Here is a 20,423-nt window from a genome sequence, read left to right on the forward strand (position 1 = left end):
ACCAGCTGCAACCTCTTGACAAAATAATAGACCCTACGTTCCTAAGTTCCCCACCCTTCTAAATCCCGCCTATCAACATGAAAATCCTAGTCCTCGACAACTACGACTCCTTCACCTACAACCTCGTGCAAGTGTTGCGGGAGTTGGGCCACGGTGAGGCTACTACCGTCATTCGCAACGATAAGTTGGCCGTAGACGATGTAGAAGAATACGACGCCGTGCTCCTGTCGCCGGGTCCTGGCTTGCCTTCCGAAGCGGGCCTGATGCCGGAAATTATCCGTCGCTATGCGCCTACCAAGCGAATTTTGGGCGTGTGCCTCGGGCATCAAGGTTTGGCAGAGAGCTTCGGCGGCGAGCTATACAACATGCCCGAGGTGCTGCACGGTATTGCCACTAAGGCCGAGGTGACGGCCGACGACAAGTTGTTTGACGGTCTGCCCACGCAGTTTCAAGTGGGGCGCTACCACTCTTGGAGTGTGCGCCCCGAGTCGGTGCCAACCGAACTGGAAGTAACCGCCCTCGACGCGGAAGGCCAAGTGCTGGCTTTCCGCCACCGCGACTACGACGTGCGCGGCGTGCAATTTCACCCCGAATCCATTCTGACGGAACACGGTCACCAGATGCTGCGCAACTGGTTGGCCTAACGCCAAGCACCAGCATCGGCTCACCGTTTGTGCGGCCCGCTGAGGTTACTTGTCTCATTGTTTATCGACTCGGCAAGCGTCTGCTTGGCGTTACAGAATGAAACACCTTCTCAATATCCTTTTCGATCAGCAGTTGCTTTCCCACGCCGAGGCGCGGCAGGCCATGCTATACATCGGGCAGGGCGAGGCCAATCCGGCGGAAATGGCGGCCTTCATGGCTGTGTACCGGATGCGCCCCATTTCCGTGCCCGAGCTAGCCGGCTTCCGCGAAGCGCTGCTCAGCCTCAGCCGCGACCCGGAGCTAGGCACCCACGACACCGTAGATATAGTAGGTACCGGCGGCGACGGTAAAGACACGCTCAACATCAGTACGCTGGCTTGCTTTGTAGTGGCGGGCGCGGGCTACAAGGTTACCAAGCACGGCAACATCGGCGTATCGTCGGTGTGTGGCTCGTCGGATGTGCTAGCGCAGCTTGGGGTTGATTTTGCAGTAAGCAACGACGTGCTGAAGCGGCAACTGGAGCAAGCCAATATTTGCTTCCTGCATGCGCCCTCGTTTCACCCGGCTATGCGCTTGGCAGGGCCAGTGCGGCGGGAATTGGGTGTGCGTACCTTCTTCAATATTCTCGGACCGCTCATAAATCCGGCCCGGCCGCGCTACCAGGTAGCGGGTACCTTTAGCCTGGAGCTGTTGCGCCTTTATCATTACTTGCTACAGCAAACTTCCACCTGCTATACTGTTGTGCATGCCCTCGATGGCTACGATGAACTGTCGTTGACGAGTTTGGCCAAGCTGGCTACTGTAGATGGCGAGCAAGTAGTATCGGCTGCCGACTTTGGCTTGACTGCCACCACGCCCGCCGAGCTAGCCGGGGGACGCAACGCCGCGGAGTCGGCACAGCTGTTTTTGAACGTGTTGGAAGGCCGCGCTACCCGCGCTCAGCGTGATGTAGTAACGGCCAATGCCGCCCTAGCCATCCGCTGCCTGGAACCTAGCTTCGGTTTCGCTGAGGCCTTGGCCGCCGCGCAAGAGTCATTGGACTCAGGGCAGGCACGGACGGCGCTGCGGGAATTGCTAGCTGCCACGCACAGCAAAGCCGTAGCTGTATAATGACCCGACCCAGCGTCTTGTCATTCCTATGCAGGAGGAGTCTAAGTGATTTTGGTTGAACCTATTTATTCAGATTCCTCCTGTATAGGAATGACAGCCGTAGAGTTAACGGTTAACCTAACAACGATTACCCTTCAACAAAGCGCGAAGCACCACCAAGTTCGCGCTACATCTAAACCGCCGCAAGCTGAGAGCTAGCGCTACTGAAATGCCGACCATCCTCGATAAAATCATCACCCACAAGCGCCAAGAGGTGAGTGACCGACAAGCGCTGGTGCCCGTGAAACTGCTGGAAAAGAGCCTCTACATGGATTCGCAGCCACTGAGCTTGCGGCACTATCTGCTGCGCGACGACTTGAGTGGCATCATCGCCGAGTTCAAGCGTAAGTCGCCAAGCAAGGGCGTAATCAATGCGCACGCGCCAGTGGAGCGGACCACGTTGGGCTACATGCAAGCCGGTGCCTCGGCGCTGTCGGTACTCACGGACGCCGAGTTTTTCGGGGGCAAGAACGAGGACCTGACTGTTGCCCGGCGCTACAATTTCTGCCCTATTCTGCGCAAGGATTTCGTGGTGGATGAGTACCAGATTCTGGAGGCGAAAAGCATTGGCGCCGATGCCGTACTGCTGATTGCAGCCGTGCTGACGGGTGAGGAGGTGCTGCGCCTAGGCCGTTTCGCCAAGAGCCTCGGCCTGGAAGTGCTGCTCGAAATCCATAATGCCGAAGAACTCGACAAAACCTTGCACCCCGACGCCGTGAGCTTGGTGGGGGTCAACAACCGCAACCTCCACGACTTCTCCGTCAGCCTCGACACCTCCGGCGAACTGGCCCAACGCATTCCCAACGACTACGTGAAAGTGACGGAAAGCGGGCTAAGCTCAGCGGCCGACATCGAAGCCCTGCGCGCCGTCGGGTATCGGGGCTTCCTCATCGGCGAGACCTTCATGCGCCACGGCCGCCCCGAAAAAGCCTGCGCCGCTCTGGTACAGCAGCTCCGCGCCACCGAAGCCGTAACCTTGCTCTAAAGTTGCTTCGTGCCGTCGCACTCCTTTCCAACCATGACCCCAACAACGCCTTACTTGAAAGTTTGCGGCATGAGGCAGCCAGAAAATCTGGCCGCTGTTGCTGCCTTGCGTCCGGATTTTTTGGGGTTCATCTTCTACCCGAAATCCAGCCGGTACGTGGGCACGCAGCTAAGTGAAACCGAGCTAGCAGCGCTGCCAACCGGAATTCGCAAAGTGGGGGTGTTCGTAGATGAAAGCGAGGATGCCGTGCTGGCGCGCGTAGCGGAGCTAGGGCTGGATCTGGTGCAGCTGCACGGCCACGAAACGCCTGCGCAATGCGCGGCTATTCGAGCTGCCGGCATACCGGTTATCAAGGCCTTTTCGGTAGGAGAGGAGTTCGACTTCGACGTACTGTATCCTTATTTAGGCAGCGTCGACTACTTTCTTTTCGACACCAAAGGCAGCCAGCCGGGCGGCAACGGCACTGCCTTCGACTGGAACTTGCTGACTGCTTACAACTTGCCGGTGCCTTATTTCCTGGCTGGCGGCCTCAGTTTAACCCAAGCCGACGCGCTACGGAACTTGCGCCTGCCGGGCTTGTTTGCACTGGACCTGAATAGCCGCTTCGAAATTGAACCGGGCCTGAAGGACGCCGAAATGCTGCGGCAAATGTTTACTGAACTACGAACCCAACAGGATTTGCCGTAATAGACCGAAGTGGACAGCCGCCAAATTTTGCGCTACGCCCCGAATCACTCCGCAAGCAACTGCATCATCCCCACCGAAACCCTACGAGCCATGACGCCTACAACCTATAAAGAACCCACTGCCCGCGGCTACTACGGCCAATTCGGGGGCGCCTTCATCCCCGAAATGCTCTATCCCAACGTGGAAGAGCTGCGCGACAACTACCTCACTATCCTTGCCGACCCGGAGTTTCAGCGCGAGTACCAGCAACTCCTTCGCGACTTTGTGGGGCGGCCTACGCCGCTGTTCGAAGCCAAGCGGCTGTCGAAGAAGTATAACACGCGCATCTTTCTGAAGCGGGAAGACCTTTGCCATACGGGCGCCCACAAGGTCAACAACACGGTAGGGCAGATTCTGCTGGCGCAGCGCCTCGGCAAAACCCGCATCATTGCCGAAACCGGCGCCGGGCAACACGGCGTAGCCACGGCCACGGTGTGCGCGCTGATGGGCATGGAGTGCATCGTGTATATGGGTTCAGTGGATATGGAGCGGCAGCGCCCCAACGTGGAGCGGATGCGGCTGCTCGGTGCCGAAGTTCGCCCCGCTACCAGCGGCAGCCAAACCCTCAAGGACGCCACCAACGAAGCCATCCGCGACTGGATTTCCAATCCTGTTGACACCCACTATATCATTGGTTCGGTGGTAGGTCCGCACCCTTATCCGGATTTGGTAGCGCGTTTGCAAGCCATTATCAGCGAGGAAATGCGCAAGCAGTTGCTAGAGAAAACGGGCTCGGAACTGCCGCAGTACGTAGTGGCTTGCGTGGGCGGCGGCTCCAATGCTGCCGGCGCGTTCTACCACTTCCTCGATGAGCTTTCGGTGCAGCTGATTGCGGTGGAAGCGGCCGGACACGGCATTACCTCCGGCCACTCGGCCGCGACGTCGGTGTTGGGCAAGCCCGGTATCATTCATGGCTCGCGCACGCTGCTCATGCAAGACGAAGATGGACAAATTACCGAGCCGTATTCGCTGTCGGCGGGTCTAGACTATCCGGGTATTGGGCCGCTGCACGCGTATCTGGCAGCGGAAGGCCGCGCGCGGTTCATTTCCATTGAAGACGAACCAGCTTTGCGGGCGGTAGCGGAATGTAGCCGTTTGGAAGGCATTATTCCAGCGCTGGAAACCGCCCATGCGCTGGCTGCTCTCGGTCAGCTAGGCGCCGGGCCTGATGATGTAGTCGTCATCAATCTTTCCGGCCGCGGCGACAAGGACCTGGAAACCTACATGAAGTACGCTGATACTATTAAGTAAGAATTAGCCCGCAGGGGCGCAGATGGTTTTGTGAAAGTTGCAGAACCCCGTGCCCTTTGTGCAATCCTCCGTGCCTGCCGCGGAAACCCGATAATGAACAACCGAATCCAACAAGTCTTCCAAAAGCAAGGCAAGAAGCTGCTCAACGTGTATTTCACCGCCGGCTATCCGCGCCTGCATGACACGGTGCCGGTGCTCAAGGCCCTGACCACTGCCGGTGCCGACCTCATCGAAATCGGAATGCCATTTTCCGATCCTCTCGCCGACGGCCCCGTGATTCAGCAGAGCAGCACCGTAGCCTTGCAAAACGGCATGAACATGCGGGTGCTGTTCACGCAACTCAAGGACATCCGCAAGGAGGTGCCCGAAACGCCGATTTTGCTGATGGGCTATCTGAACCCGGTGATGCAATTTGGGGTGGAAAACTTCTGCCGCGAAGCTGCTGCTGCTGGCGTCGATGGCGTTATCCTGCCCGACTTGCCACTCGACGATTATGTGGATGAATACCAGGAAATATTTCGGCGCCACAACCTGAAGCCGGTGTTCCTAATTACGCCCCAAACGGCTCCTTCCCGCATCCGCCGCATCGATGAGCTAACGGATTCGTTTCTGTACCTCGTCTCGGGGCCAGGTACTACGGGCGGTGCCAACACGCAAGGCGAAGGCGTGCAGGATGCTTATTTCCAGCGCATCGAGGACATGCAGCTGCGCAACCCGCGCCTCATTGGTTTCGGCATTGCCGATAAAGCGTCGTTCCAGCATGCCTGCCAGTACGCCGAGGGTGCTATCATCGGCTCAGCTTTCATCAAAGCGTTGGAAAATACCGATGATGCCCCCGCCGCCGCAACGCGGTTTGTGCAGTCAGTTCTTAATTAAATTATTTTCCTGCCGAGTGTGAGCTATCAGCTCTTCTTCATCTGTCATCCTGAGCTTGCGAAGGACCTTCTCACGCGTAAACAGCCCGCGAGACAGTGGCTCATGCTAGCGTGAGAAGGTTCTTCGCAAGCTCAGGATGACAGATGACGGATGACAAACCACATATGCAGGAAAATATTGGCCAATTGGGCCTAGTGCCTTTTGATTTCTAAAGTATGATCATCCAGCTCGATCCCCACATCACCGAAGCCGCGAAGGCGGATATTCTGGCGCACATCAAGGCTGTTAAATACAAGGCCACGGACGTAACCACGCAGCGGGCGCACTACCTCGTGGCCATTGGCAAGGCCGACTTCGACCTGCGTACCATCGGCCAACTGCCGGGCATCCTCGACATTCATCGGGTGTCCGACGACTACAAGCTGGTGAGCCGCAAGTGGCGAGTGCGCCCGACGGTGCTCGACCTCGGCGACGGGGTGCGCATTGGGGAAGGCAGCTTGACGCTGGCCGCCGGCCCGTGCAGCATCGAGAGCGAGCTGCAAATGGAGCTAATGATGCAGCACCTTATTGATAACGACGTGCGCATTATGCGTGGGGGCGTATTTAAGCCACGTTCGTCGCCGTATTCATTTCGGGGGTTGGGCATGGATGGGTTGAAACTGTTCCACCAGATGGCCCGGGCCCGCGGCATCAAAATCATTACCGAGGTGATGCAGGTGTCGCAGGTAGAAGAGATGCACGACTATGTGGACGTGTTTCAGGTGGGTGCTCGCAATACACAGAACTTCAACCTGCTCGATGCCTTGGGCGGTGTTGATAAGCCGGTGATGATTAAGCGCGGCATTTCGGGTACGCTGGAAGAATTGCTGTCGTCGGCGGAATACGTGTTTTCGGGTGGCAACGAGAAGCTGATCTTGTGCGAGCGGGGTATTCGGACCTTCGAAACAGCCAGCCGCAACACCCTCGACCTAAACGCAGTACCCATTCTGAAAGAGAAAACGCACTTGCCCGTCATCGTGGATCCATCGCACGGCATTGGCATCCGGGAGTACGTACCTACTATGGCCCTGGCTGGCGTGATGGCCGGTGCCGACGGCATCATCTACGAAGCCCACGAGAAACCCGAAGAAGCTGCCTCTGACGGCGCCCAAACCCTGAACTTCGAGGAGTCGGGACGCTTGATTCGTAATCTGCGCAGGGTGTACGCGCTGCGGCAGGAGTTAGAGTGAGTTAGTGCTTCGGGCCGCGTGCTTGGTGCTTAGTTGGTAGGGATATGGTATACTTAGGTTGTCTGATTATCATGCACTAAGGATGACCTTCTATTTCAGCGCCTACAGTAGTTTGTTGCTGCCTTTCTTTCTGCAAGGAGTGGTAGTGAGCATGGTGCTGCTGACGCGTGGGCGGCGGCATGGCACAGCTTCCGACGGGTGGCTGGCTTTGCTGCTGCTGCTGCACACCATCCGATTGGCGCAGTGGATGCTCGGGTTTGGGGGCTGGTACGATGCGCACAATGCGCTGTCGACCTTTATGTTTTACTTCCCTTTTGCGAATTGGCTGGCCCTAGGCCCGACACTTTACTTCTATTTTCGCAGCCTTACCAATCAAAACTTTCGGTTTGAGCGGCGTCAGATGCTGCATTTTGTGCCGGCGCTACTGTATTTAGGTTGGCGGGTACTGGCATTTGGCATCGATGTAGGGTGGGAATATAGCGTACGCGGAGTGCCGTTTCCGTACCACTTCGGTACGAAAGGCCAACTAGCGGCCATGCAGGAGCGGGTGGGCTTTGGGGTGGAGGCACTGGGCTACGTATCGGTGGCGTGCTACGCCTGGCTGACCCTGCGCGAGTACCGACAATACCGCCGCTACATCAACGATTATTTCTCGGATACCGAGCAAATTCGGTTTGTGTGGCTACGCAACCTGCTAGTGGCTATGCTCTTGGGCGTGAGTATCACTTTTCTGTTCTCCGTGGTGAACGTGGGTGTGATGTCGCTCAACTACTACCAAGCATGGTATGAATTCCTGGCCACGGGCATCCTGATTTACTTTCTTAGCATTGCCGGCCTGCTCACCAACGACCGGCTGGCCGCGCCGCTGCATTTCAGTCCTGCCCCTGCCATAGCCAACGGGTTACAGCCTGATGCGCCGTTTGTAGCGGTGCCCGAGCACCCAACGGAAAGAGAACCCGCCATTCGTGCAGCGCCTGGTATGGTTGCTACTTGGCAGCCTACTGCTTTCGATGCGGTATCGGCCGCCGGAGCATTGGGCGGAGCAGCCATTGAATCCACCCCGCCCGTTGCGGTTGCTGAATCGGCAGCGCCCGATGCCGCCGACCCGGAAGTAGCCCGTTGGGTGGCGCGCCTGACTGACCTTATGGCTACCGACCAGCCCTACCTGGCGCCGGAACTAACGTTGCCGGAACTGGCCGCTCGCTTGGGCACCAACACGTCGCTATTGTCGCGGGTTATCAATACGGGTTTCCAGCAAAACTTCAACGACTACGTGAACGAGTACCGGGTGCGCGAGGCTGAGCGTCGCCTCCGCGACCCGCGTTTCCGGCACTATACGTTGCTGGCAGTGGCGTTGGAATCGGGGTTCAACTCGAAATCCACGTTCAACAGGGTGTTCAAAAAGCTGCGTGGGGCAACGCCAAGTGAGGTTGCGGCAGGCCTCAATTCATAAGTTGGGACGTCCCGGAAAGTAATCTGAGGCGCTTGGGGTGGGAGTGAGGTGGTCCTTTGGGGCATTGTTTCACTACCCCTAACTCCTTTGCTTATGCATGCGCTGGTTGCCCTTCACCGTCAGTCCCCGTTGGCTTTATTTGCTGGTTTGCTGTTGCTAGCTACCGCGTGCTGGGGCAATGTTCACTCCAACTTATTTATTGAGCCCGGCAAGCAGTTTGTGCTGGGCGGCGAGCAGCGCAGGGCTTTCAAGATAGCTGCGCGCAACGTGGGCAAGGTGCCCGTTGAGTTAAAAGAGCGGCCTGCTAACGGAGCCCTCGTCGGCAAAGCTACTCTCAAGCCCGGCCAGCAAGCTACCCTTCGTTTTGCCGCTGGCTCTGCGGCCGTACTGGTCAATACCACTAGCACGAAAGCCAACTTGGATGTGTACATCACGGGCGAATCCGGGCTGAGAATGAGCACCGAGGACAACAATCAAGGAAATTGAACCCCAACTTCTATCACTATCAATTCCTTGCTTTGCTCTTATCTCGCCATGAAAAAGCTCTTGTTTGCCACCCGACCCTTCTCGTCCCGCTTCGCCGACATGGCTTGGCTGTTTTTCCGGCTGCACCTCGGGCTGTCCATTGCCATTGGCGCCGGTTGGGCAAAACTCGTTAACCTAACTACCACGCAGGAAGCGGCCAAGCTAGCGGCCGGTACCACCCCGCTGGGTCCGCCCGACTGGTTTGTGTTGCAAGTCGCTGATCTGGGCTTCACGTATCCCACGCCTTATCTGTGGGCGTGGCTGGCGGCGTGGGGCGAATTTGCGGGCGGCCTGCTGGTAGCAGTGGGTTTGCTCGCCCGTTGGAGCGGGCTACAGTTAGCTTTTCAGTTTCTGGTAATTGCCTTTCTCTGGTATGGCGAGCCCGAAGTTGTTCTGGGCATGTATTATCAGCAACTGCTGTTCTGGTCTTTTGTGCTCGTGACAGGGGTTGGTGGCGGGCGCTACTCACTGGACTGTTGGCTGGTGCAGCGCAGTGGCAGTTTTCTCCCAAGGGTGCCACTGAGCAGTGCATTGAAAGCCCAAACGACAACTGTGCTGGTATTCCTGATGGTTGGAATGGCCGTCGCCCAGGCACCAACTGCTCCCACTCAAGTGACCATGCATGAGCTGAATGCTATTGCCCAACAATGGCAGGGCTCCCTCACGTACCTCGACTACACCACCAAGAAGCCCGTCACCCTTGCTACCTCACTGAGCGGAAGGCAGTCTAGCCCGCAGGAACTGGTGTTGAATTTCATCTACCAAGAACCTGGAGGCGGACAGGTAAAAGGTTCTGACAAGTTACAGCTCTCCCCCAACGGGACCCGCTTGGTTTGGGACGGTACCCCACTGGAAATTCACCGAAAAACGCGCATGCCCAATCAGTCATTAGAACTGGTACTTGAAGGCCGCGGCCAAGATGACAACAAGAATTGCCTAATCAGGCGCACACTCATGCTAGGAGCGCACCAGTTTTCCGTGCTCAAAGAGGTGAAGTATGATGCTGCTATGGGCTTTATCGTTCGCAATAAGTATGAGTTTCACCGTTAGAATCCCAAGCCTATAGTTCTAATGGCATCTACATCAAAAATGCCTAATATTTATAGAAGCCCCTTGAATGTAAAGGGGGTATAGCAGGAAAAAGTAGTGGATGAGTGTGTTTTGCCATTCAGTTAAAAGGGGGATATTGTTATTTTTGTATAAATTTTTGTTTGTTCATAAAAAAGAGAAGCTCGACTGATACATCTTGTTTTCTAAATTCTATATATTTGTTGCCATGATGTCGTGCCAGCAAGTGAAACAATTCTGTCTATCCAATATTCGTCCCGCGCGGGACGGAGTCGGGCTGCTTTGCCGGTACGGAAGCTAGAAGCGAATTATGACGCTTAACCTCTGAAACCTTATAAGCCCGACTCCTAACACAAGGAGCCGGGTTTTTTTCTGCCTTATACCCATGTTACAGCAACACTACGACCGGTACACCGCCCATGACCAACTGGTTTGGAAAGTATTGTTCGACCGCCAAACGGCTCTGCTGCACAAACGTGCCTGCCAGGCTTTCGCCGATGGCCTGCAACGCGTTGGGTTTCACCGCAACGCCATTCCTAATTTCGAGGAGACGAGCGAGCGGCTGCGGCAGGCTACCGGTTGGCAGTTAGAACCCGTGCATGGCATGCTCAACGATGCCGAGTTCTTCGGTTTGCTGGCGCAGCGCAAGTTTCCCGCCACCGTCTGGATTCGCTCCATGGCACAGTTCGATTTCATCGAGGAGCCCGATTTATTTCACGGACTATTCGGGCACGTGCCGCTGCTCATGGACAAGGCCTTTGCCGATTTTCTGCATTTTCTGGGGCACGTCGCGGCGCAACATTTAGATGAGGCCGCCGCCCTGGAGCGGCTGGAGCGCCTCTACGGTTTCACGGTGCAGTTTGGGCTGGTCGAGGAAAATGGCGCTACCCGTATGTACGGGGCTGGTTTGCTGTCGTCATCGGGCGAGATTCACCATTGCATTGCCGATGACAGCACCCGCCGCCCTTTCGACTTGGCCACCGTGCTGCACACGCCCTACAGTGAAGCGCATTTGCAGGAGCAGTACTTCGTGCTGCCCAACTGGGAGCACCTCACCGGCAGCGTAGCCGAACTAGCAGCCATTCTAGCTTCCGACTGGCAACTTAAACCGGTAGAGTAACTTCTTTATCTTCATAAATACAACAAGCAATAGTGTAGGAGCCTGTTCTGCTACCTTTTAGGTTGTATGAAGCAGGGCAGTGGGAGGGGGGATACTAGTACCGCCACTGCTTCCAACTTGAAATAGCCGGGTGGGTTTCTACTCTATTTGCTTGTTGAAGTGAAGCTTAACGCATAAAGGTTATCCGTTAGCCTATAGTAAGCTTTTAGAATAGATCCTTAATGATTGAATTTTCTTTGCTAAGCAAACGAAACAACGTCCTCAGCAAACAGTCTAAATAACTAAGAACGGTTTATATCATAGTTGCTTTTACTAGTCTAGTTTGTATCAAGTCAGTAAATCCGTCAAAAGCCCGCTTGTACTTACAGGCGGGCTTTTCCTTGTTGGCGTCGTATGTTCTTGAAGTTAGTTGCGACTCTTGCGGCGCAGGTGGCGTAGCGCTAGGGCACCGCCGGCAGCGAGCAGCAGGGAGACGCCGCCGTCAATGGGCACCGCGGTTGGCGTTGGTCCGCCCGAGCCAGGGCCCTGCGCCTGGGTTGGAGAGGACACCAAGATCAGCATCAAAGAAGCCAGCAGAGCGCTGAGAGAAAATCGGAAATTGATTGTCGAAGATTTCATGGAACTAGAAGCTGGAAACAAGGAATGAGAACATAGCTGACGGATACCAGAGTAGAAAAAACAGAGCTTGCTTTTTATTCGATTATCAAACGCTTTGTGGCTATTCCGCTAAGCGTAGTTAAGCGGAGCGAGTAGATTCCTTTGGCCATACCGCTCAAGGATAAGGTGTGCTGCTCGCTCCCTTGGCCTGCCAGTAAAGTGTATGTGCGCACCGACTGCCCCAACTGGTTCAGCAGCGTAGCCGTGACGGCTTGTTTGTGCATGGCTGTTGGCAAGAGCAGCGTGGCGGCATCGTGGGTAGGATTGGGGTAAAGCTGCACTTGGTGGCTGAGAAGGCTGCTAGCGTTAGTTAAGATGCGAGCGTAGCTGAGCAGCAGTGTGAAGCGTGAGCCACTGAAAGAGGCATCCATGCTAAAAGAGTAGGCTGGGCGCTGGTCTAGATCAATAGTTGCACCGGTTTGCGCATCCTGCAAGTAGGCATAGCAGCCGGCAGGCAGGTTCTGCACTTGAACGGCTTCCAAAATATAGGTGCCTGTAGTTGGGACTCGAACACTTAACGGTACGGCTACGTCGGCACGGGTTAGGGTAGGTAGGCCGCTGATAGAAAGTTGCTCGGCGCCAGCCACAAAAGCTATCTGGAGCCCGTTGCTGTTGCTGAGCTTATGGGCATCGAAAGCCCGGTCGAAGTTCGGAGTGGCACCTTGTTCGAAGTAGAGTATAGCGGCGTCGCGCCGGGTGCCACCTACCAGATCAAGCTGTATTAGGGGCCGAATTTTTGCGTTCTGATTCCGATTGAAATCCGGGTTCAGATAAGAGGTGAGGCGAGCTGCATTTGTGAAGGTTAAGTTACCAGGACTGCCCGGGGTGCTTGCCCGCACAAAAAACGCCTGCCCCACGGCAATAAAGCGGGCATCGCCGACGCCATTCACGTAGCTGCTGTAGCTGCCCTCATAGGGTCCCGATGATTTAAACACGTACACTGCATTATCGAGCCCCGACAGGCTGAGCCCCGTCGAAGACCAATCGATAGGTGCCGGATAGGGGTTGCCGAGCAAGTGCCAGCCCGATTCAGTTTGGGTTCCATACGTGAGGCCGGAACGGCTTATTGGGCCGTTGTTGAGCGTGCCCACAAAGTCAACGGTAGCAGTTGCCGCGATGTTGACTGTGAAGCCCAGACCCGGCAGCATAACGCTGGAGAGGGCAGTCGGCGAAAACCAGCCTTGCTCAAATGAGGGAGCCGCACTGGTAATACGGGTTTCATCGAAGCCGAATATATTAGGATAAGGCTGCACCGCCGCCGGATTCGATGCCGTATTGAAAGCCGGATTCACGACCGGAGTGAAGCCTAACGTAATTAGGTCGGCTAGGGTAGTGTTGCTTACTGGCGAGCTATAGTGCCGGTAGCCGTTATCTGGGTTCAGTGAGGGGCTAATGTAGCGTTGTACCGTTGCAGAACCTACTACTGTTGCGGCGCCATTATTAACAACCATAGCCGTGCCCGTAGCATTAGAGAGTAGGGTGAGCGGTTGCGCGTTGGTGGTCAAAGTGCTGTTGAGGGTGAGCATCCGGCTTACAGCCACCGGGCCGGCAAGCTGAGTTCCGCTGCCACCCACCGTGAGTTCCCCCACCGATATCAGGCCGCCGCCGCCCACGCTCTGCTGTGCGCTACCCGCCGTAACCAAGGTGCCCGGTCCGGTGCAGCTGCCATTAGCTAGCAGGGTGCCCGTGAAGGTTAAAGTGCCGTTGGTAGCTAAGGTGAGCGTGGCGCCGGTGGCAATAGTGAAATTGTTGGTGCTGGCTGCCGTGCTCAATACCGGCATCCGAACGGCCGAAGCCGGAATCGTGACGTTGGTGATACTGGTCGGCAGCACATTGTTGCTCCAGTTGGCGGGTTCCGAGTATGCGGTACTCACATTGCCCGTCCATTGCCCGTTAACTGCTGTGGGCGGATTTACGATAACCGTTATTGGAAACTGCCGGGTGGCTACCGGGGTACCATTGTCGGTAGCTGTAATTAAAATAGTGGAGGTGCCTACATTACAAGGGCCTCCGGTCACGCTTAAATTTAGTGTTGGATTGATGCCCCCACTTATTGTGAAAAGGGCATTACAGAGCCCATTAGTATTCACGGCTAGCGTAATAGCTTGGCCGGCCTCGGGCCCCGAAAACTGCGGAGCAATGCTGACGGTTTGGCCCTGATTTACGGTGATAGTGTTATTTAGAGGCAAGTTTGTGGCCGATGGTGGCAGGTTGCCACTAGAAAACAAGGTGTAGGAAATGCACTGATCATCCAGCCAGTTTACCCCGCTAGCATTCACGTTGTCGGGGTGCGAGGCATCATTGAGGTTGAAGCGTCCAGTTTGAATAAACTCATTGTTGATGCCCCGGTTGGCACCCACCGTGGCTAGCGTACCACCAAACCCACTAACTCCACCCGATGCACTGCCTGTTGTCCATTGCATATCGCCGTAGGCAAACAGGGCATCATCGGCTACGGGAACTGTGGTGTTGGAGCGCAGTACAATCTGAAATGTATTTTTCTTATCAATCTGATTAGCAAAATAGCCTACCCGATTCCACGTCACCACCAGCCGGTCTGGGTATATCTTATACCAAACCCGGCCACTGTTAGCAGGCCGCGTATCCACATCAGCCCAGAAGCCAGCCACCATCGGTGTGCTGATCGGGAAGCCCGAGGCCGAATATTCAGAGAGCGGCGCGTTGAATGTTATGTTGCCGTTTGTGTTGATGTAGACCGACGTGTAGGGCGTGCCGAAAAGCGTATAGGTGAAGCCTAAAGCAACCGGTCCGAACGAGCCGTCGTCGTTGCGCGGAATGGGTATGTAGCCGCCGGCTGAAGGAGCCGATACAGAATCGAGCGGTTCGAAACAAGCGGGCAACTGTGCGGCTGAACTTGTAGTGATACTTCGAAATTGATTTGGCGCCGCGCTAACGCCACTAAGACTAGCTTGACGTAGCTTACGGATGGTGTACAATGGGTCAGTGCTGGCCGGATCGTGGACCTGTGGAGTGGTTTGGGCTACGGCTTCCTGCTTTACTAATCCGGCTAAACAAAGGCTGGACAGCAGCCATACTACTGGCAAAGAGAAAAGATTTCGCATAAGTGAATAAATTGAAGTTGAAATTGGCTGGTGCGAGGCGGTATAGTGATACCCACCGAGCTTAAGAAGATGCCAGCAGATGAGTTATTTATTAGTTTTATTGAATATATGGGCATTATATATTTAATGAAAATATGTCTTAGAAAATTTATATAAAATTTGTTGCAGTCTATATCTTCCACAGCCAGTTTACTTTAGACGGTATTATCCTTAGGAAACACTGAAAAAGAAAAGGAACCACCTGTTGAGGCAGTTCCTTGATAATATGGCTTCAGGTCATAGATGGGTCAGTGCCGAGCTTTTAGATTTTCAGCTTGAAGTTTTTCTTGAGGTAAGCCACCGACAAGGCGTGAGCGTCATCGCCGAAGGCTTTGTTGTACTTGGGGTTGGAAGGATTGGCAAAGGCGTGGTCGGCGTCGTAGCTCTTGATGGTTACCTTCTTCTTGGCAGCGGCCATATCCTTCTGAAACTGCGTTACCACTTCCGGATTGATCCACTTATCCTGGCTGGCGAAGATGCCGAGTACGTCCGTATTCAAGTTTTTAAGCTTGGCAACGTCTTTTTCTGGCATTCCATAGTACATCACGCACCCGACGGCCTGTTTGCCGGCCAGCAGCGCAGTTTGCAAGCTCCAGCCCCCGCCGAAGCACCAACCGACACTTGCCACCTGAGCTTTCGGGCCAGCGTATAACACCGCCCCTCTGACGATGGCCTGCGCGCGGTCGGTTTTTACGGCTTGCATGTAGTTGCCAGCTTCTTCGGGGGTGCTGGCCACTTGGCCGTCGTAGAGGTCGAGGGCAATGATGTTGACGCCAGGCAAGTCTTTGGCGTATTGCGCGGCTTCCTGCTTGATGTAGTCGTTCAGGCCCCACCACTCGTGAATCACGAACAAATAGTTGTCAGATGGCGTGCCGGCTTTGATTTCGAAGCCTTTGCCGGTTTTGCCGTCCGGAGTTTTGAACTCGATAGGTTGGCCTGCGCCGGCGTAGCGGAAAGGTAGAGGCGCATCGTGGCCACCCGAGAAATCCTCGTTGGTGGCGAGCATGGCAAATGCCTCCGTCGCGTTTTGGCTGGTGGGTTTTGCGCAGCAGCTCATGGCACTTTGGGCCGAAGCCATGGTAAGAGTGCTTAACAGCACCGCAAACAGAGTCCAGATTTTTTTCATGGAAATAAAAGTGGGTGAAAAGTAGTCCCGCTCACACCTACTCCTGTAGCGACACGAAGTAAGGGCAAGCGGGACGCCGCAACGGGCAAGCTAGGCAACGATTTAAGGGAAGTGCAACTAAGCGGCGGCTGTGCGTACTACGGCCCGCAGTTCCGTGAGCAAAGCGTAGAGCCCTACGTACGTCCGGTTCAGGTAAATGAAATGCTCGGAGCCGCGCGGTTCGCGCTGCTGGCGTAGCTCGGGCTGCTGCATCAGGTCGTCGCCGAGGGCGTAGAGCGCCTGCATGTACGAGGGGTCACCGAAGTCGAAAACGTCTTGCCGAAACGGGCGGCCTACTAGCTCCAGCGACGCTTGCATGGTGTTCAAGTAGAAGTCTTGCCGGGTAGCGGCATCATCGGGCCGCAGAATGCCGGCTTCGGTAAGCAAGGTGGCCAAGCGGCTGCGGTCGGCCAAGGTTTCGGGCGTAAGCAGGTCGTTGAAAAGGCGGTGCACGTTGGCGGGCACTTCTTTCACGCAGCCAAAGTCGAGCACGCCGACGGTGCCACCGGCTTCGGCGCGCAGCAGAAAGTTGCCGGGGTGCGGGTCGGCGTGCACCATGCGCAACTCGTTGAGCTGAAACATGTAGAAGTCCCACAGCGCCTGCCCTAGCTGATTGCGTATGGCCTGGGTGGGTTCGGTAACCAGGAACTCCTTGAGGTGCAGGCCGGGCAGCCAGTCCATGGTCAGGATGCGGGCCGAGGACAAGGCCGGATAATAAGCGGCAAATTCCAAGTGGGGCAGCGCGGCACACTGCGCGGCTATTTCCTGTCCGCGCCGCAACTCTAGCGCGTAATCGGTTTCCTCGATGAGGCGGGTTTCCACTTCCTGCAAGTACGGACGCACGGTGGCTTCGTCTAGGCCCAGCACGCGCAACGCAATGGGCTTCACCAGCCGAATATCCGAGCGGATGCTGTCGGCCACGCCGGGATACTGCACCTTCACGGCCAACGCCTTGCCGCCTTGGCGCGCAAAGTGCACCTGCCCGATGCTCGCCGCTTGCCGGGCGTTGATGTCGAACTCCTCGAACACCTCGAACGGCGACTTCCCGAAAGCATCCCGGAACGCCTTCACCACCAATGGCCCCGATAGAGGCGGCGTTTGGTATTGCGCCTGCGCAAACTGGTCGGCGTAGGCAGTAGGCAGCAGGTTCTTCTCCATTGCCAGCATCTGCGCCACTTTCAGCACCGAGCCTTTCATTTCGCTCAGCGTGCCGTACAACTCGGCCGCGTTAGCCGCGTGCAGATCATCGGTCGTGCTTTCGGCGCCGACTGCGCGCTTGGCATAGTGCTTCACGTAGTTGGCTCCTACGTTGAGGCCGGTACGAGCGAAACGGGCTGCCCGCGCTACTTTGGTGGTGGGAAGGGAGGAAAGAGAGTTGCTCTCGGGTCTGTCGGACATATGGGATTGTACCCCGAGTGGCGTTTCAGCCGCAGGGAAGTAAAAGAAGCGAACTAAAGGAGTGTCATGCTTCGAGAGGCGGACGCCAGATCGAGCATGACGTTCTCTTCTTCAAATTGAGGAGCACTGCCTAGCGGCGGCGCCGGCTGTGCAACAGAAAGCGAATGAAGTCGGTGGCGGAATCTAGCGTGTTGCGGCCGACTAGGTCGAAGCTTAGCGTCACGGCTTTTTCGATGGCCGCATCGGTGCGCTCGAAGTTGATGCTTTCATCTTTGGCGAAGAAGCCGAGCACAAACAGTTGCTGCTGCCAGAAAAACCGCGGATAACCGTCTTGGATTAGCTGGCGGCTGGCTATTTCGTCGGTGCGGCGGCCTTCGCGCAGAATTTCATCTACGAAGTCCTCAAACTCCTGCCGAAAATCATCAAGCACCCGAGGCGTCAAACCGGGCATTTTCGAGAGGGAACGGCGCAGGGCATTAAGGGCGTAGCTACGGTTGCGCTTAAGAATCTCGATGAGCGTGTAGTAGAAGGCCAGCAGCTTTTCGCGGGCGCCGTACTGCTCCCAAACGGGCTCCTTGGCGGCCGTAGCCCGCGCCTCCCGGCCAAAATCAGCCCACAACTCCCGGTCAATGGCATCGAAGTTGGCGTAGTGCAGGTAGAACTCCTGCTCCGGCAAGCCTAGCTTCTTGGTGAGCTTGTAAACCGACGCGGGCTGGTGGCCTTTGTCGAGAACATAGTCGAGGTAGGCTTGCTTGATCCGGACTTTATTGGCGCTAGCTGTCTCGGGCGTTGCTTGAGGCGAAGGTTGCTGTTCCATAGTGCTGCTATAACCATCGGGACAGCCGATTAGTTGAGTTTATTTAAATCTGCTTCAAGCTCTGCGCTTACGCTACACAGTTGCCGCTCGGTACGCAGCGCGCAGGGTCTCAATGGCTCGTTGCCGCGCAAATTTGTGGTCCACGATGGGCGCCGGATAGGCGCTGGTGCCGTATTCGGACACCCATCTTTTCACGTACGCAAGCTCGGGGTCGTACTGCTTGAGCTGGCTTTCGGGGCTGTACACCCGAAACCAGGGCGCGGCCACTACGCCGGTACCGGCCATCCACTGCCAGTTGCCCACGTTCTGGCTCATGTCGTAGTCGAGCAGCTTGTCGGAGAAGTACTTATCACCCCACCGCCAATCAACGAGCAGCTGCTTTACTAAGAAACCCGCCGTGGCAATGCGGGCCCGGTTGGGCATGTAGCCGGTTTCGTTCATCTCGCGCATGCCGGCGTCTACCAGCGGGTAGCCGGTGCGGCCTTCGCACCACGCCCGGAACTCGTCTTCGTTGTTGCGGTAGGGTACGTGGCGCAGGCGGGGCTCGTAGCTTTCGGTGGCGGTGTTGGGGTAGTGCCAGAGCAGCATCATGAAGTAGTCGCGCCAGATAAGCTCGGCCAGCAGCTTGGGGTTCAGCGTCTGCGCCTGCCGCATCAGTTCCCGCACGCTCAGCGTCCCGAACCGTAGATGTACCGAGCGGCGGGTACTGCTATCCACCCGGCCCGGCGAGTTGCGGGTGAGGTGGTAGTTGCGCACCAGCTCGTCGGTAGGCAGTTCGGCAGCGGGTACAAACTGCCGGAACTCCTCGAACCCCATGTCGGCCAGCGTGGGCCGGGGCGGCGCGTCCGGGAACTTGGCGAGGTGGGAGGCATCGTAGAGCTCGGCGGAAGGATACGGTTGCAGGTGCTCGTCGCGCAAGGCTTCCAGCCACGCCTTGCGGTACGCCCCGAACACCTTGGACGGCTTGCCCGACTTGCCGAGCAGCTCGTTTTTGGCGAAAATAACTTGGTCTTTCAGCGCCTGAAACGTGGCGCCGTGCTGCTGGCAGAGCTGGGCCACGGCCGTGTCGCGCTCGGCAGCATAGGGCTCGTAGTCTTCATTGGTGTACACGGCGGCTACTTCGTGCGTTTTTAGTAGCTGCGCGAAAACCTCCAGTGGCCGGCCGTAAAAAGCCAGCAACTGCCCGCCCGCTTGGTCGGTCTTGCGTCCTAGTCGTTCTACCTCGTCGTAAATGAAGGTGACGCGGGCATCGCGCCGGCTCGGCAGCAAATCCAGAATTTCCCGGTCGTAGATAAAGAGCGGCACCACGGGAAAGCCGCTTTGCAAAGCCGCGGCCAAGCCTGCGTTGTCGTGGAAACGGATGTCGCGCCGGTGCCAAAAGAGCGTGATTTTCATGGGCGGTAGGCTGTAGCGCGAAGCCTGCGCTGCGCGCATCATTAAACAATAAACAACACTGTTGGTACGGGGCTAATCACTCGACAACACGCGAAGCTCAGGCTTCGCGCTACAGCCTACTTCAATCGGCCCATCCCGCCGTCTACGGGCATAACTTGGCCGGTGATAAAGGAACTGTGGTCGGAGAGCAGGAAGGAAGCCATGTAAGCCAGGTCCTGCGGCTGGCCGATGCGCTGCAAGGGGTGGCGTTTGGCGCCGGCTTCCACCTTTTCGGGGGTGTTGAGCAAGGCCGCAGCCAGGGGCGTATCCGTCAGGGACGGTGCTATGGCGTTGACGCGGATGTTGCTGGCCGCATACTCGGCGGCCAGGGCGCGGGTAAGGCCCTCCACGGCGGCTTTGGCGGTGGCAATACTGGTGTGGAAGCTCATGCCCGTGTCGGCGGCTACTGTGCTGAACAGCACCACCGAGCCGCCGCCCGCCTTCTTGAGCCGCTTCATCGTGGCTTGCAGCACTTGCACGGCGCCGAGCACGTTCAACTCGAAATCAGCCCGAAAATCAGCCACCGGAATCCGCTCGAACGGCCGCAGCTTGATGCTGCCGGGGCAATACACCACGCCGTGCAGCTCCTCGGGCAACCCATCGAGGGCGGTGCCAATGGGCTGCGTTACGTCTAGTTCCAAGAAGGTAGTGCCTAGCTCGGCCAGTTCCGGGGAGAGGTGGCGCGACGCCGTGTAAAGGTGAGCGTTGAGCTTATGCAGCAACCGGGCCGTGGCTAGCCCGATACCCGACGAAGCCCCAACGAGCAAGATGTTCTGGTTAGCAAATTCCATGCAGTGAAGTCA

The 20,423-nt window shown here is 56.6% G+C and carries 18 protein-coding genes; 11 read left to right on the forward strand and 7 right to left on the reverse strand.

What is annotated here, in order from left to right; translation table 11 throughout:
• Positions 1 to 77: 77 nt before the first annotated feature.
• The 11 genes from ACFE7X_RS00170 (at position 78) to ACFE7X_RS00220 (ending at position 11,027) form a co-directional block, all read left to right on the forward strand.
• Entirely contained in the window at positions 78 to 644 is a 567-nt protein-coding gene (locus ACFE7X_RS00170; RefSeq protein ID WP_375433625.1) for an anthranilate synthase component II, read from the forward strand.
• A 97-nt stretch (positions 645 to 741) separates the two neighbouring features.
• Positions 742 to 1,755, forward strand: a complete 1,014-nt coding sequence (gene trpD, locus ACFE7X_RS00175; protein WP_375433626.1) for an anthranilate phosphoribosyltransferase — start codon at positions 742 to 744, stop codon at positions 1,753 to 1,755.
• 208 nt (positions 1,756 to 1,963) lie between these two features.
• Complete coding sequence (gene trpC, locus ACFE7X_RS00180) at positions 1,964 to 2,779, forward strand: indole-3-glycerol phosphate synthase TrpC (RefSeq protein ID WP_375433627.1); 816 nt, start codon at positions 1,964 to 1,966, stop codon at positions 2,777 to 2,779.
• A 69-nt stretch (positions 2,780 to 2,848) separates the two neighbouring features.
• Positions 2,849 to 3,466, forward strand: coding sequence for a phosphoribosylanthranilate isomerase (locus tag ACFE7X_RS00185; RefSeq protein WP_375433628.1), 618 nt, complete (start codon positions 2,849 to 2,851; stop codon positions 3,464 to 3,466).
• A 90-nt stretch (positions 3,467 to 3,556) separates the two neighbouring features.
• Positions 3,557 to 4,756: a tryptophan synthase subunit beta gene (trpB, locus tag ACFE7X_RS00190; RefSeq protein WP_375433629.1), complete on the forward strand. Its 1,200-nt coding sequence runs from the start codon at positions 3,557 to 3,559 to the stop codon at positions 4,754 to 4,756.
• A gap of 93 nt (positions 4,757 to 4,849) precedes the next feature.
• A complete protein-coding gene (gene trpA / locus ACFE7X_RS00195) occupies positions 4,850 to 5,632 on the forward strand; it encodes a tryptophan synthase subunit alpha (RefSeq protein WP_375433630.1) in 783 nt (260 codons plus the stop codon).
• 215 nt (positions 5,633 to 5,847) lie between these two features.
• Positions 5,848 to 6,861, forward strand: coding sequence for a 3-deoxy-7-phosphoheptulonate synthase (aroF, locus tag ACFE7X_RS00200; RefSeq protein ID WP_375433631.1), 1,014 nt, complete (start codon positions 5,848 to 5,850; stop codon positions 6,859 to 6,861).
• Positions 6,862 to 6,943: 82 nt separating this feature from the next.
• Positions 6,944 to 8,314: a helix-turn-helix domain-containing protein gene (locus tag ACFE7X_RS00205; protein WP_375433632.1), complete on the forward strand. Its 1,371-nt coding sequence runs from the start codon at positions 6,944 to 6,946 to the stop codon at positions 8,312 to 8,314.
• Between the two features lie 93 nt (positions 8,315 to 8,407).
• Positions 8,408 to 8,800, forward strand: coding sequence for a hypothetical protein (locus ACFE7X_RS00210; protein WP_375433633.1), 393 nt, complete (start codon positions 8,408 to 8,410; stop codon positions 8,798 to 8,800).
• Positions 8,801 to 8,848: 48 nt separating this feature from the next.
• Entirely contained in the window at positions 8,849 to 9,889 is a 1,041-nt protein-coding gene (locus tag ACFE7X_RS00215; RefSeq protein WP_375433634.1) for a DoxX family protein, read from the forward strand.
• Positions 9,890 to 10,292: 403 nt separating this feature from the next.
• The gene (locus ACFE7X_RS00220; protein ID WP_375433635.1) at positions 10,293 to 11,027 is read left to right on the forward strand and encodes a phenylalanine 4-monooxygenase; all 735 of its coding nucleotides are present in this window, start codon (positions 10,293 to 10,295) and stop codon (positions 11,025 to 11,027) included.
• Positions 11,028 to 11,432: 405 nt separating this feature from the next.
• On the opposite strand, the gene ACFE7X_RS00225 is transcribed toward ACFE7X_RS00220, so the two are convergent.
• From ACFE7X_RS00225 to ACFE7X_RS00255, 7 genes are all read right to left on the reverse strand, one after another.
• Positions 11,433 to 11,645: a PID-CTERM protein-sorting domain-containing protein gene (locus ACFE7X_RS00225; protein WP_375433636.1), complete on the reverse strand. Its 213-nt coding sequence runs from the start codon at positions 11,643 to 11,645 to the stop codon at positions 11,433 to 11,435.
• 74 nt (positions 11,646 to 11,719) lie between these two features.
• Positions 11,720 to 14,767: a nidogen-like domain-containing protein gene (locus ACFE7X_RS00230; protein ID WP_375433637.1), complete on the reverse strand. Its 3,048-nt coding sequence runs from the start codon at positions 14,765 to 14,767 to the stop codon at positions 11,720 to 11,722.
• A 301-nt stretch (positions 14,768 to 15,068) separates the two neighbouring features.
• Positions 15,069 to 15,932 (reverse strand): dienelactone hydrolase family protein, encoded by an 864-nt coding sequence (locus tag ACFE7X_RS00235; protein ID WP_375433638.1) that lies wholly within the window; start codon positions 15,930 to 15,932, stop codon positions 15,069 to 15,071.
• A 117-nt stretch (positions 15,933 to 16,049) separates the two neighbouring features.
• Positions 16,050 to 17,369: an ABC1 kinase family protein gene (locus tag ACFE7X_RS00240; protein WP_375433639.1), complete on the reverse strand. Its 1,320-nt coding sequence runs from the start codon at positions 17,367 to 17,369 to the stop codon at positions 16,050 to 16,052.
• 130 nt (positions 17,370 to 17,499) lie between these two features.
• Complete coding sequence (locus ACFE7X_RS00245; RefSeq protein ID WP_375433640.1) at positions 17,500 to 18,186, reverse strand: TetR family transcriptional regulator C-terminal domain-containing protein; 687 nt, start codon at positions 18,184 to 18,186, stop codon at positions 17,500 to 17,502.
• Positions 18,187 to 18,258: 72 nt separating this feature from the next.
• A complete protein-coding gene (locus ACFE7X_RS00250) occupies positions 18,259 to 19,581 on the reverse strand; it encodes a cryptochrome/photolyase family protein (RefSeq protein ID WP_375433641.1) in 1,323 nt (440 codons plus the stop codon).
• Between the two features lie 116 nt (positions 19,582 to 19,697).
• Positions 19,698 to 20,411, reverse strand: a complete 714-nt coding sequence (locus tag ACFE7X_RS00255; protein ID WP_375433642.1) for an SDR family NAD(P)-dependent oxidoreductase — start codon at positions 20,409 to 20,411, stop codon at positions 19,698 to 19,700.
• Between the last annotated feature and the right edge of the window lie 12 nt (positions 20,412 to 20,423).

Source organism: uncultured Hymenobacter sp. (assembly GCF_964242765.1).
GTDB lineage: Bacteria > Bacteroidota > Bacteroidia > Cytophagales > Hymenobacteraceae > Hymenobacter.